A 12,882-nucleotide genomic window follows, 5' to 3' on the forward strand; every position below is an offset into this window, starting at 1 on the left:
CTCGCCCTGTGTTATTTGTTCGGAATAATCAGTACCTGACCAACCGCCAGCTGATCAGAGCGCAGTTTGTTAGCATCGCGGATGCTCTGCACACTGACGTTATACTCACTGGCGATTTTGCCCAGAAACTCACCGCGTGCCACTTTGTGTTTACGCAACGGCTTGTCTTTGAGACTGACGGTAATTTTCAGTTTCTGACCCAGCTTGAGCGTATCGGACTTGAGGTTATTTTCCCGCTTAATCGTCTCAACGGAGACTTTGTAAGTACTGGCAATCTTGCCAAGGTAATCCCCCGATTTGACCACGTGAGTGACGGTTTCGGTTTCAACCGGATTACTCACCACAGGCACGGGCACCGGACCGCGACTGCCACCAGGAATCGTCAGCACTTGGCCAACCGCCAGACTGTTACTTTTCAGTTTATTGGTCTGAACAATTTCATCAACACTGGTGCCATATTTGCTGGCAATCACCGACAGCGATTCGCCACGCTGCACTTTGTGTTTCTGCGTCTTACCGCGGTTAGCAAACAGGGTTCCTTCCGGTGGGTTGTCTTCAAAATATTGCACTAAGGCTTTGGTCAGAGCATGCGCCAATTTGTCCTGATGACTGCGCTGGAACAGCAGCTTCTCTTCACTTGGGTTGGAAATAAAGCCCGTTTCGACCAGCACCGATGGAATGTCCGGCGATTTCAGCACCGCCAGACTGGCATTGACCGGCTCACGTTTATGCAGATACGCGACTTTACCCATTTCACGGAGAATATTGGTCGCAACTTTATAGCCTTCTTTTTGTGAATGGCTGAATTGCAAATCCAATAACGTTTGGCTCACATTGCGGTCGGCATTGTTTTTCGCCAGCACTTCCCCGGCGCCGCCGAGCAGTTCCGATTGCTGCTCATGGTTTTCGACCCAGCGGGCAATTTCGGTGTTGGCACGACGAGTATTCAGTACGAAGACCGAACCACCACGCGGCTGCGGCGTATGGAAAGCATCGGCATGAATCGACACCAGTAGATGCGCTTTATTCTTCCGCGCAATCTCAGAGCGTTTATTCAGGTTAACGAAGTAGTCACCGCGGCGGGTCAACACCGCTTTCATACCCGGAACTGCATCAATCTGGTCTGCCAACTTTTTGGCCACACTCAGCGTGACATCTTTTTCGTATTTGCGGGTTGGCCCGATCGAGCCCGGGTCTTCACCACCGTGGCCCGCATCAATCGCGACAACGATATCGGCAGTACCATACAGCTGAGAGGCATCGCGACTGACTTTAGTTTCGCTGCTCGGTTTGGCCGCTGGCGGGGTGCTGTTTTCGCCATGGGGCAGATCGATCACCAGACGATGGCCGTACTGGCCACCCGGCGTCGGTGCAAGTTTGAATAGCTGAGGTGCGGATTTCTTTTTGAGTTCCAGCACCAGACGATAGGTCGATTTTTCTGGTGGCGAACTGGCGCGGATTTTGGTCAGTATCGCGCTGTCGCTGACATTGACCGGTAATTTGGTGCCGAGTGAGGTCTGTTTGAGATCGACCACCAGTCGGTCGGGTCCGCTGAGGGTGAAATAACTGAAATCAACTTCGGACTTCACGTCGATCACGACACGCGTTTCGTCCGGAGAGGGCCAGACTCGAACCCCCTCCAACACATTAGCCTGCGCAGCACTGGCAAGGAAAGCGGTCGCCAGGGCAAGCCAGACGACCAAAGAACGACAAACTTTAACGATCAACATAACTCCAACTGACTCAGTAATGTACGCCCATAGTCGTTGTTGGCGGTCAGTACCGCCTGACGCTGGCTACCATCGTAACGCATTTCGAGATCAATATCCGACGTCGGTAGCATGCCACAGCCCTTTTCCGGCCATTCCACTAAACAAATCGCGTCGTCGGTAAAATAGTCACGGATCCCCATAAACTCTAACTCTTCAGGATCCGCCAAGCGGTAAAGATCGAAGTGGTACACCTGCCACTGTGCCAGTTGATAAGGTTCTACCAAGGTATAGGTCGGGCTTTTCACATTGCCTGCATGACCCAGAGCTCGAATAAAACCGCGGCTGAACGTCGTTTTACCTGCACCAAGATCGCCGTGTAAGTACAAGGTGGTTTGTTGAGTACACAGTTTTGCCAGCGCTGTGCCTAGGTCTACCGTCGCTTGTTCATCTTTAAGGGTGAAGGTCTTAGTGCTCATTGAAAATATCTCTAACGTGTCGGACATCGACTATATAAAAACCAAAAGAAACCGAATAGTAAACTGGGTTGGATTTGAGAGACAAGCTCTCTTCTGTAAGCAAACCGAAAAATATTCGCCAATTGGGTAGGAAAAAAGCGAGATCGTGCCGCTGGATCCACCGCCGGAGATCCGCTAAGATCCCCGCCCCCTTTTACCGAGCTGAACCGTTATGGACTATCACGCACTTGCAGATCAAATCAAAAGCTGGGCTATTGAGCTCGGGTTTGAGAAAGTCGGGATCTGCGATGTGGATCTGAGCCAACATGAAGCCAAGTTGCAGCAGTGGCTTGATGCCGGTTATCACGGTGAAATGGATTGGATGGCGCGTCACGGCATGATGCGCGCGCGCCCTGCAGAGCTATTACCCGGTACAGTACGAGTGATCAGCGCGCGGATGAACTATCTGCCGCCGCAAGCCCAGTTTGCCAGCAACCTGAATAATCCGGCACATGCCTACATCAGTCGCTACGCTTTGGGTCGCGACTACCACAAACTGGTGCGTAATCAGCTCAAAAAGCTGGGTGAGAAAATCGAAGCCGCAGTTGGTGAGCTCGGTTATCGGCCGTTTGTCGACTCCGCGCCAATTCTGGAGCGCCCGCTGGCACAGAAAGCCGGACTGGGCTGGACTGGCAAACACTCACTGATTCTGGATAAAGACGCCGGCTCCTGGTTCTTTCTTGGTGAGTTGCTGGTTGATATTCCGCTGCCCGTCGATACGCCGTCTGTAGACCAATGTGGTAAATGCCGCGCCTGCGTGACGTCCTGCCCGACAGGTGCCATCGTCGCCGATGGCGTGGTCGATGCGCGGCGCTGTATTTCTTATCTCACGATAGAATACGATGGCGTGATTCCTCTGGAGTTTCGCAAAGCGATGGGCAACCGCATTTATGGTTGTGACGATTGCCAACTGGTGTGCCCATGGAATCGATACGCCGACCTCACGCAGCAATCTGACTTCCACCGCCGCCCGGCTTTCAGCGAGCCCGATCTGGTCACTTTGTTTGAATGGGACGAAGCCACGTTTCTGCGCAATATGGAAGGTTCTGCCATCCGCCGCATTGGCCACCAGCAATGGCAACGCAATCTGATTATTGCCATGGGGAACGCACCTTATTCCTCCCGCATCATCGACGCCTTAACGCGTAAGCAAGGCCAGTCTGAGCTGCTGGACGAACATATCCAATGGGCGCTTGAGGAACAAGAGCGTCAGTTACCGTTCAGCAACACGAAACACCAGCGACTGGTACGTATCGTTGAGAAAGGACTGCCAAGAGATGCGTAGATGAGAACCGTTTGCACAAACAGTACGCACAGACTTTGATATGCTTCTCAAATATTCCAAATGTGGAAAAAATTTTTAATGAGACATTGTTTTCTAAATCTCAGAAAAGTTAGTCACATCAGCAGGAAATGATTAGGATCAATGAAAATACAGTTAATGATCGTTTTTTGTTGGAATGCTTGTTGCAGAGAAATGAATTAAGTTCATAAAAAACAATGATTTAAGTGACATCCTCTAATATTTCAGAATCTGAATTGCCGAAAAAGATCCTGCCGCAAGTCACCATTCCAGCTACTGAAAAACACTTTATGCACCAAGTTATCCACAGAAAAAAAATGTGGATAAGTCTGTTAATGAACAGTACAAAGTGAGTCTGTATCCGGTTAAACAGGCTACCCGGCTGGGTATCACGTTCAGAAAGACAAAAAAATCACACTACTTTTCAGCAGCGCGTTTCTTTTAGGGGGGCTTATGCTTCACAGCATTATAGAAAGAGCATTGGCGATTTGCCAAACTTTTGCCGTTTTAAGAGTAAAAAAATCTGCGTCTAGCGCAGTGATCTCTTGAAACGAAGAAATTGGTTGCGGGGGCCGGATTTGAACCGACGACCTTCGGGTTATGAGCCCGACGAGCTACCAAGCTGCTCCACCCCGCGTCCGTATTGTGTCATCGTTAAGCACGATGAGGGCTTTTAAACTGGAGCGACACACGAGGTTCGAACTCGTGACCTCAACCTTGGCAAGGTTGCGCTCTACCAACTGAGCTAGTGTCGCATGTCATCGTTGAGCACGATAAAAGCTATCAATCTGGAGCGACACACGAGGTTCGAACTCGTGACCTCAACCTTGGCAAGGTTGCGCTCTACCAACTGAGCTAGTGTCGCATGTCACCGTTGAGCACGATGAAGGCTATCAACTGGAGCGACACACGAGGTTCGAACTCGTGACCTCAACCTTGGCAAGGTTGCGCTCTACCAACTGAGCTAGTGTCGCATGTCACCGTTAAGCACGATAAAAGCTGTCAATCTGGAGCGACACACGAGGTTCGAACTCGTGACCTCAACCTTGGCAAGGTTGCGCTCTACCAACTGAGCTAGTGTCGCAAAGATTAAATGCCGTGGCACTCAATCTGAATTTGGTTGCGGGGGCCGGATTTGAACCGACGACCTTCGGGTTATGAGCCCGACGAGCTACCAAGCTGCTCCACCCCGCGTCCGTATTGTGTCATCGTTAAGCACGATGAAAGCTATTCCACCCTAACAAAAGAAAGTGGAGCGACACACGAGGTTCGAACTCGTGACCTCAACCTTGGCAAGGTTGCGCTCTACCAACTGAGCTAGTGTCGCAAAGATTAAATGCCGTGGCACTCAATCTGAATTTGGTTGCGGGGGCCGGATTTGAACCGACGACCTTCGGGTTATGAGCCCGACGAGCTACCAAGCTGCTCCACCCCGCGTCCGTATTGTGTCACCGTTAAGCACGATGAAGGCTACCCACTCTAACAAAGAAAGTGGAGCGACACACGAGGTTCGAACTCGTGACCTCAACCTTGGCAAGGTTGCGCTCTACCAACTGAGCTAGTGTCGCATCAACAACGTTTTCCGTCGTTTAGGGCTGCGAATTATAAGAGCATTTCTGTGTGATGCAAGAACTTCTCGCGAAAAAAATCTAATTTTTTTTCAGTTGATGAAAAAGCACTCAAATCAGGCGATTCAACAACCAGAATGTGCTGAACTAACCATCAACACTCTCTTTCACCGCCCTTTGGAACAAGCTGATATTCGGCATGGGCGCCGGAAATTAGATGTTGAAAATGGTGCCGCGGTAAAATTTCAGCTCCGCAATCGACTCTCGAATGTCATCCAATGCCAGATGGCTGCCCTGTTTAGAGAATCCATCCAATACTTCTGGCTTCCAGCGACGAGTCAGTTCTTTAATCGTGCTGACGTCGATATAGCGGTAATGGAAGTATTCTTCCAGGCGCGGCATGTGTTTGTACAGGAAACGGCGATCCTGGCCAATGCTGTTACCACAAATCGGCGATTTACCGGCAGGTACCCACTGCTCAAGAAACGCGATGGTCTGCGCCACTGCATCGTCTTCATTTACTGAGCTTTGACGCACGCGCTCAACCAAACCACTGTTGGTGTGAGTATTGGTACACCAATCGTCCATTTTCTGCAGCTCAGATTCCGGCTGATGCACCGCCAGTACCGGACCTTCCGCCAGAATATTAAGCTGGCTGTCAGTCACAATGGACGCAATTTCAATGATTTTATGGGTTTCAGGATCTAAGCCTGTCATCTCTAAATCGATCCAGATTAGGTTTTGATCGCTAAAAGACATAGAGGAGTACCTATATAGGTTTGCCGATAAAGCAGGTACTATATACCCAAGTCTGTACAATTCAAATTATCAGCTCACGCTGGTAAGTAGGATTTCAACCGGACGGGTGCGACGTATTACGCGTCGTACATCCCGTCCTGCAACGCGAAAGTAGAACAGAGTGGCAAAGAAAAAGAAGCTGACAAAAGGCCAGGTAAGGCGTGTACGAAGCAACCAGCATAAGAAACTGAAACAGGAAGAAACCGTTCAGTGGGATGAATCGATGCTGGAAAACGCAAAAACTGGCTTGGTGATCACCCGTTTTGGTCAACATGCGGATATTGAAGATCCTGAAACTCAGGCCATTCATCGCTGCAACCTGCGCCGCGGCATTGAGAGTCTGGTCTCTGGCGACCGTGTGATCTGGCGTCCGGGTATCGAAACGATGGCGGGCATTTCCGGCGTGGTGGAAGCGGTCGAACCGCGCAGTTCGGTGTTAACCCGTCCGGATTATTACGATGGTTTAAAACCAGTGGCCGCCAACGTCGACCAGATGGTGATCGTCTCTTCCGTGTTGCCAGAGCTGTCGCTGAATATCATCGATCGCTATCTGATCGCTGCTGAAACCCTGTCGATTGCACCGCTACTGGTGCTCAACAAAGTCGATTTGCTGGATGAAGAAAAGCGCGCACTGTACCAACAATGGCTCACTGAGTACGAGAAGATCGGTTATCAGGTACTTTACGTGAGCAAAAACAGTGGGGAAGGTATCGAAGCACTGGAAGCCAAGCTGCGCGATCGTACCAACATTTTTGTTGGCCAGTCCGGAGTGGGGAAATCCAGCCTGGTGAATGCCCTGATGCCCGAACTGGAAGAGATGGTCGAAGAGGGTGAGATTTCAGAAAACTCGGGCCTTGGCCAGCACACGACTACCGCAGCACGTCTGTACCATATTCCGTCCGGTGGTGACCTGATCGACTCACCGGGAGTGCGTGAGTTCGGTTTGTGGCACTTAGAAGCGGAAGACGTTACCAAAGCCTTTGTCGAATTTCGTCCTTACTTAGGTGGCTGTAAATTCCGCGACTGCAAACACGGTGATGATCCGGGCTGCTTGCTGCGTGAAGCGGTGGACAAAGGCGAAATCAGCGCCACTCGCTTTGAGAACTACCACCGTATCATCGAAAGCATGGCCGAGAATAAAGCCAACCGACAGTATTCACGCAACAAAAAAGCGGACCTGTAATCACATCCCGCTCTTGGCTTTGAGATAAAACGAGAGCGGTCTTTCTTCTCGCGGGGATAAATGCTGACATCACTAACGAATTTCAGTAACATTCCGCGCCCAAAGATTAAACACATTGGAATGACTTACAATGGACAAGATTAAAGTTGGACTGCAATACTGGATTCCACAACACGGCCTGACCCGTTTGATGGGTAAACTGGCTTCAGCCAAAGCCGGCGGTCTGACCACAGCCATCATTCGCTGGTTTATCAAGCAATACAACGTCAACATGGACGAAGCATTGCATTCAGATCCTAAGCATTTTAAAACTTTTAACGAATTTTTCGTGCGTGAACTCAAGCCAGGAATGCGCCCGGTCGCAGAGGGTGCTGATGTGATTACGCACCCGGCCGATGCCTGCGTGAGCCAGTTTGGTCCCATCAATGATGGCAAACTGATTCAGGCCAAAGGCCACGATTTCTCAGCCCAAGAACTGCTGGGCGGCGATGCCAAACTGGCAGAAGAATTCCGCGACGGTGAATTCGCCACGCTGTATCTCTCGCCTCGCGATTACCACCGCGTCCATATGCCATGCGATGGTACCCTGCGTCAGATGATTTATGTACCGGGCGATCTGTTCTCTGTGAACCCACTGACGGCGGAAAACGTGCCAAATCTGTTTGCCCGCAATGAACGTGTCGTATGTATTTTCGATACCGAATTCGGCCCAATGGCTCAGGTACTGGTTGGCGCAACTATCGTTGGCAGCATCGAACTGATCTGGGCAGGTACAGTCACGCCACCGCGCGGCAATACCGTTTACCGCTGGGATTATCCGGCGACGGGCAACACATCTGTGGTGCTGAAGAAAGGCGAAGAAATGGGTCGCTTCAAGCTTGGCTCAACGGTGATTAACCTGTTCGCGAAAGACGCGATTCGTTTTGATGACAGCATGCAGCTTAATGCTCCGACTCTGCTCGGTACCCCATACGCGCACAAAGCTTAATCGCTTTAACATCCCGGCTCTGCCGGGATGTTTGTTTTTGACGTTCTGCACACTTCCTGGTGCGAACGGCGCATAAAATGCAAAACTTTGTCTCCCCTCTAAGACCTTTTTGTTTCAAAGCTTTACCCTGTCTGCAGTCATGTTCTCATTCATCAAGGAAGACGCTATGCAGACTCTGGATAAGGGCCTTCTCCTGCGGCTCGCGCTCAGTTTCGGGCTCCCTCTACTGGTGCTGATGCTGCCCATCGATGCCATTCCGATCAACGACCTCACGCTGGTGCAACATCGTCTGTTGGCGATATTTCTGCTGGCCGCACTATTGTGGGTATTGGAACCAGTGCCCGTCTTTGCCACCTCGATTCTGATCATTGCCCTTGAACTGGTGATGATTTCCGACAAAGGGCTGCATCCGTTTCGCGCCCCTGTCGAGGGCCATGACCTCGGCCATCTGTTGCCTTACACGGAAATTTTCAGCGCCTTCTCATCACCGATCATCATTCTGTTTATGGGCGGCTTTGCGCTGGCCATCGCCGCCTCGAAGTATGAACTCGATAACAACCTCGCCCGCGTGCTACTCAAGCCGTTTGGTAATCAACCGAAATACATCATGCTCGGCCTGATGCTGATCACTTCCGTGTTTTCGATGTTCATGTCCAACACCGCAACCACCGTGATGATGCTGGCACTGTTGGGGCCGATTGTCGCATCGGCACCGAAAGGTGACCTCGGCATTAAGGCGCTGGTGCTGTGTATCCCGATTGCAGCCAATACTGGCGGTATCGCCACCCCCATCGGCACACCGCCCAACGCGATCGCACTACAATATTTGACCGGTGAGAACAGCATCAGCTTTTTGTCGTGGATGATGATGGGTTTACCGTTTGTGCTAATCCAACTGACGATTGCCTGGTTCCTGCTGCAAAAACTGTTTCCTTCTTCACAACCGACCATGACGCTCAAACTCGATGGCACCTTCCAGCGTAACTGGCGGGCAGTTGTGGTTTACGTTACCTTCGCCGCCACAATTTTGCTGTGGATGACCACCTCACTGCACGGCATGAACACTTACGTGGTATCGATTATTCCGCTGGCGGTATTTACGCTGACGGGCATCATGGGCAAAGAAGAACTCAAGCAGATCAACTGGGATGTTCTGTGGCTGGTTGCCGGGGGGATTGCGATCGGTATTGGTCTGGAACAGACCGGACTGGCGACAGCACTGGCGCACGCCATCGATTATGAATCCCTGTCACCGATGTCGGTGGTGATCACTCTGTCGCTGGTGTGCTGGGTCATGGCCAACTTTATGTCCAACACCGCAACCGCCAACCTGCTGATGCCCATCGCAGCAGCGATTGGTGCGACCATGAACAGCCTGAGCGATGTCGGCGGCCTGCAAGGCCTGTTAGTGGTCGTGGCCTTTTCCGCCTCACTGGGGATGATTCTGCCGGTATCGACGCCGCCTAACTCACTCGCCTACTCAACCGGTCTCATCCAGAGCAAAGACATGGCCAAAACCGGCTTAATCATCGGTGTCATTGGCCTGGCGATTGTCTACATCGCCGCCGCTATTCTCGGCTGAAACGTCAACCCGTGACTTGTATTTTATTGGACACAAGTCACGGGCTCGAAATTTTCGTCCATAATTCCCTTATTAACCGGGTTTCTGAGCAATTAATAATCGATCGCGATCAAATTAATCCGCACGATAATTTCTTACGCTTTTGCTGAACAATCACTAAAATTAACCGCATTTCAGTAATTTAAATTAACTATTCACGCTTATTGGATTAATTTTCAGTTATTTCTATCAGCAGGATGAGATTGTCCGGCAGGAAGGGCAGAGTATGAGACATACGATTAAATTCAAAATTCAGGTCGCGATTGCGATCATCATCGCCATCGTCAGTGGCGTGCAGGCATGGAACTCCATCAGTCAGTTACGTCAGGAGACCACCAAATCCATCAACAGTGAAATGGCTAACGTCAGCCTGGCCACCAGCCGCTATATCAGTGACTGGTTGTCGATTCGCAGTGACATGATGCTGGCCAACGAATCCCGCATCGCCAGCGGCGAAAACACCGACCGCGAACTGCTGGTGACCAAACACGCCGGTCAGTTTCTCTCGGTGTACGCTGGTTTCAGCGATGGCACGATTGCCTACGGCGATAAAAGTGAAGACTGGCCAGCCGATTACGACCCTCGTACTCGCCCTTGGTATCAAGATGCGATGGCCAATTCCGGCTTAGTATTGACTGAACCTTATCAGGATTTCGATGGCAGTATCGTGGTCAGTTTTGCCAAAGCATTTCGCGGCAGTCGTCAGGGCGTGTTGGCCGCTGACCTGACCGTCACCAACCTGATCAAGCAAGTGTTGAGTATCAAGCTCGACAACAACGGCTTTGCATTTTTAGTCGACGGTAATAATAAAATCGTCGCCTATCAGGATGAAAAACTGAGCCAGAAACCGCTGACCGAACTCAACCCGCAGCTTTCCGCACAGACAATGCAGCAACTGGCGGCGGCAGATCACGCCAGCCAGATACAGTGGCCGAGCCGCGATGATCAATTGATCTACGTGAGCAAAATCGCGGGCACCAACTGGCTGCTGGGTATCGTGGTGGATCACGGCATGGCTTACGCATCGGTCAGCGACCAGATTACTTTTACTTCAATCGCTACGCTGATTCTGTACGTGCTCATTGCCCTGGCCAGCACCTGGGTGGTCAATCGCCTGCTGCAACCGCTGCAAGTACTGTCCGGCGCTCTGCAAGAGCTGTCACGTGGTGAAGGTGATCTGACCCAGCGCGTCAACATTGAACGCAAAGATGAAATTGGTGAACTGGCGGAGAAGGTCAATCAGTTCATCAGCCAGATGCAAACCATGCTCAAAGACATTGTGGAGCACAGCCATAGCCTGTCGTCTCAGGCGCAACACGCCAAGTCTCTCTCGATTCAGTCCACTGATCGCGTTAAACGCCAGCAGGATGACGTCAACCAAATCGCCACCGCGATTCATGAGATGTCAGCGACGGCGGCTGAAGTCGCCAGCCATGCAGAGCTGACCGCGAATGCTTCGCAAGCCTCGGCGTCGGCTTGTGAAGAAGGTCAATCCGTGATTGGTAAAAACCGTCAGGCGATCACCGATCTGGCCAATCAGGTCACCAATGCGGCGAGCGTGATCCGCGAACTGGAAAGCAACGCACAGAGTATCAACCAGATCCTGTCGACCATTCAGGGCATTGCCGAGCAAACAAACCTACTTGCTCTCAACGCAGCGATTGAAGCGGCGCGAGCGGGCGATCAGGGCCGCGGTTTTGCTGTGGTGGCCGATGAAGTGCGCGTGCTGAGCCAACGTACCCACGGCTCGACAGAAGAGATTCGCACCATGATTGAAACCCTGCAGCGCAACACGCAGCAGGCGGTCGAAAGCATGGAAAGCAGTACCTCACTGGCCGACAGCAGTGTCTCCTATGCCCAGCAGGCTCAAGACAGCCTCGCGAGCATCACTCAAGCCATCACGGAAATCAACGACATGGCATTGCAAATCGCCAGCGCGGCCGAAGAACAACGTGCGGTGAGCGAAGACATCAGCCGCAATACACAAGGCATCAAAGATGCCTCAGACGATCTGGCGTATCAGGCACAGCAGAGCAGTGAAAGTGCAAGCGAGATGCACAGCGCTGCCGATGCGATGCGTCATGAGATCAGTCGATTTAAAGTCTGATTTCATTGGCCCTCATGCCCTGTAAATACAGGGCATGATCGACCGTGAATTTGCTTTGTTTTACCTACCCTTAATGGCATATTGAGAGCCTATTTCTCCCGCGCACTGTCAAGGACGATTCTATGGGATTCGAGTGGCTGGCTCTCGCCGCTGCCTTTCTGTGGGCCATTGCTGGCCTGATGTCTGTTACCCCTGCCCGCTATCTGGGCACCTTTACCTATAGTCGCTGGCGCATGGGATGTACTTCTGTGATCCTTGGCACCATTGCGCTGCTTAGCGGAGGCTGGTCGAGTGTCGACACCAGCGCCGTCACTCCAATGATGCTCTCGGGCTTGATCGGTATTTTCATTGGTGACACCGCACTGTTTGCCTGTTTAAACCGCATGGGGCCGCGTCAGGCTGGCCTGCTGTTTTCTTGTCATGCTGTTTTTTCTGCCATTCTCGGCTACTTCCTGTTCAGTGAAAGCATGACACCGGGGGAATTACTGGGTTCGGCACTGGTCTTTTCCGGTGTATTGACTGCAATCTTTTTTGGTCGCCGTGGTCAAACCAACAATAGTCTGGAGACGATCAGCGGCAGCGTTTGGGTCGGCGTCGGCCTCGGCCTGACGGCAGCGATGTGTCAGGCGCTGGGTGGCATTATTGCGAAACCGATTATGCAAACAGCGATCGACCCGGTGGCGGCTTCTGCGATTCGCATGATGACCGCGTTTGCCGCTCACTCGCTGCTGCGTGCCAGCGGCGCGCGGATTGCCCGCCCAACTCAGCCGATGAATGGCAAAATATTTGCTATCACTGCCGTGAACGGTTTTCTGGCCATGGCGGTGGGCATGACTCTGATTCTGTATGCACTGCGTGAAGGCAATGTCGGGATGGTGGCGCTACTTTCCTCCACCACACCCATCATGCTTTTGCCTATACTTTGGGTCTATACCAAGCAAAGGCCGAACCGATTCGCCTGGCTTGGCGCACTGGTGGCCGTGATGGGTACCGGAATATTGGTGTACTAAGACCGAGCCTGTCCTGACAGACGGTCAATTTTGATCAATAGGCAACGTTTTATTGCATTGATAGGGAGAATCATTGA

Annotated in this window: 9 protein-coding genes and 9 tRNA genes; 6 read left to right on the top strand and 12 right to left on the bottom strand. The window is 51.7% G+C overall.

Features of this window, described 5'->3' with window-relative positions:
• Positions 1–11 precede the first annotated feature (11 nt).
• Both DYA43_RS12845 and tsaE read right to left on the bottom strand, forming a co-directional pair.
• Positions 12–1,730 carry an N-acetylmuramoyl-L-alanine amidase gene (locus DYA43_RS12845; protein ID WP_169804149.1) on the bottom strand — a complete coding sequence of 573 codons (1,719 nt, stop codon included), beginning with the start codon at positions 1,728–1,730 and terminating at the stop codon, positions 12–14.
• Complete coding sequence (gene tsaE, locus DYA43_RS12850) at positions 1,724–2,188, bottom strand: tRNA (adenosine(37)-N6)-threonylcarbamoyltransferase complex ATPase subunit type 1 TsaE (protein WP_061056953.1); 465 nt, start codon at positions 2,186–2,188, stop codon at positions 1,724–1,726. Before tsaE ends, DYA43_RS12845 begins: the two co-directional genes overlap by 7 nt.
• A 211-nt stretch (positions 2,189–2,399) precedes the next feature.
• Between tsaE and queG the strand changes: the two genes are divergently transcribed.
• Positions 2,400–3,512 (top strand): tRNA epoxyqueuosine(34) reductase QueG, encoded by a 1,113-nt coding sequence (gene queG, locus DYA43_RS12855; RefSeq protein ID WP_061056954.1) that lies wholly within the window; start codon positions 2,400–2,402, stop codon positions 3,510–3,512.
• Positions 3,513–4,090: 578 nt separating this feature from the next.
• Here queG and DYA43_RS12860 read toward each other — a convergent pair.
• The 10 genes from DYA43_RS12860 to orn form a co-directional block, all read right to left on the bottom strand.
• Positions 4,091–4,167, bottom strand: a tRNA-Met gene (locus tag DYA43_RS12860).
• A gap of 42 nt (positions 4,168–4,209) precedes the next feature.
• Positions 4,210–4,285 (bottom strand) — tRNA-Gly (locus DYA43_RS12865).
• 34 nt (positions 4,286–4,319) lie between these two features.
• Positions 4,320–4,395 (bottom strand) — tRNA-Gly (locus tag DYA43_RS12870).
• Positions 4,396–4,428: 33 nt separating this feature from the next.
• Positions 4,429–4,504 (bottom strand) — tRNA-Gly (locus DYA43_RS12875).
• A gap of 34 nt (positions 4,505–4,538) precedes the next feature.
• Positions 4,539–4,614, bottom strand: a tRNA-Gly gene (locus tag DYA43_RS12880).
• Positions 4,615–4,647: 33 nt separating this feature from the next.
• Positions 4,648–4,724: transfer RNA gene (locus DYA43_RS12885), tRNA-Met, on the bottom strand.
• 57 nt (positions 4,725–4,781) lie between these two features.
• Positions 4,782–4,857, bottom strand: a tRNA-Gly gene (locus DYA43_RS12890).
• Positions 4,858–4,890: 33 nt separating this feature from the next.
• Positions 4,891–4,967 (bottom strand) — tRNA-Met (locus DYA43_RS12895).
• Positions 4,968–5,022: 55 nt separating this feature from the next.
• Positions 5,023–5,098 (bottom strand) — tRNA-Gly (locus DYA43_RS12900).
• 213 nt (positions 5,099–5,311) lie between these two features.
• Positions 5,312–5,857 carry an oligoribonuclease gene (orn, locus tag DYA43_RS12905; protein ID WP_020332621.1) on the bottom strand — a complete coding sequence of 182 codons (546 nt, stop codon included), beginning with the start codon at positions 5,855–5,857 and terminating at the stop codon, positions 5,312–5,314.
• A gap of 160 nt (positions 5,858–6,017) precedes the next feature.
• On the opposite strand from orn, the gene rsgA reads away from it, so the two are divergent.
• From rsgA to DYA43_RS12930, 5 genes are all read left to right on the top strand, one after another.
• Positions 6,018–7,079 (top strand): small ribosomal subunit biogenesis GTPase RsgA, encoded by a 1,062-nt coding sequence (gene rsgA, locus DYA43_RS12910; protein WP_020332620.1) that lies wholly within the window; start codon positions 6,018–6,020, stop codon positions 7,077–7,079.
• A 130-nt stretch (positions 7,080–7,209) separates the two neighbouring features.
• On the top strand, positions 7,210–8,067 hold the full coding sequence (gene asd, locus DYA43_RS12915; RefSeq protein WP_020332619.1) for an archaetidylserine decarboxylase: 858 nt from the start codon (positions 7,210–7,212) through the stop codon (positions 8,065–8,067).
• 166 nt (positions 8,068–8,233) lie between these two features.
• Complete coding sequence (locus tag DYA43_RS12920; RefSeq protein WP_061056955.1) at positions 8,234–9,649, top strand: SLC13 family permease; 1,416 nt, start codon at positions 8,234–8,236, stop codon at positions 9,647–9,649.
• 265 nt (positions 9,650–9,914) lie between these two features.
• Positions 9,915–11,795 (top strand): methyl-accepting chemotaxis protein, encoded by a 1,881-nt coding sequence (locus tag DYA43_RS12925; protein ID WP_020332617.1) that lies wholly within the window; start codon positions 9,915–9,917, stop codon positions 11,793–11,795.
• 122 nt (positions 11,796–11,917) lie between these two features.
• Positions 11,918–12,805 carry a DMT family transporter gene (locus DYA43_RS12930; RefSeq protein WP_061056956.1) on the top strand — a complete coding sequence of 296 codons (888 nt, stop codon included), beginning with the start codon at positions 11,918–11,920 and terminating at the stop codon, positions 12,803–12,805.
• Positions 12,806–12,882: the final 77 nt, after the last annotated feature.

This window comes from Vibrio fluvialis (assembly GCF_900460245.1).
GTDB lineage: Bacteria > Pseudomonadota > Gammaproteobacteria > Enterobacterales > Vibrionaceae > Vibrio > Vibrio fluvialis.

What these genes read in the sequence shown, in the direction of transcription:
- DYA43_RS12845 (WP_169804149.1), bottom strand. Translation starts at nt 1,730, where the DNA reads ATGTTGATCGTTAAAGTTTGTCGTTCTTTGGTCGTCTGGCTTGCCCTG.
- tsaE (WP_061056953.1), bottom strand. Translation starts at nt 2,188, where the DNA reads ATGAGCACTAAGACCTTCACCCTTAAAGATGAACAAGCGACGGTAGAC.
- queG (WP_061056954.1), top strand. Translation starts at nt 2,400, where the DNA reads ATGGACTATCACGCACTTGCAGATCAAATCAAAAGCTGGGCTATTGAG.
- orn (WP_020332621.1), bottom strand. Translation starts at nt 5,857, where the DNA reads ATGTCTTTTAGCGATCAAAACCTAATCTGGATCGATTTAGAGATGACA.
- asd (WP_020332619.1), top strand. Translation starts at nt 7,210, where the DNA reads ATGGACAAGATTAAAGTTGGACTGCAATACTGGATTCCACAACACGGC.
- DYA43_RS12920 (WP_061056955.1), top strand. Translation starts at nt 8,234, where the DNA reads ATGCAGACTCTGGATAAGGGCCTTCTCCTGCGGCTCGCGCTCAGTTTC.
- DYA43_RS12925 (WP_020332617.1), top strand. Translation starts at nt 9,915, where the DNA reads ATGAGACATACGATTAAATTCAAAATTCAGGTCGCGATTGCGATCATC.
- DYA43_RS12930 (WP_061056956.1), top strand. Translation starts at nt 11,918, where the DNA reads ATGGGATTCGAGTGGCTGGCTCTCGCCGCTGCCTTTCTGTGGGCCATT.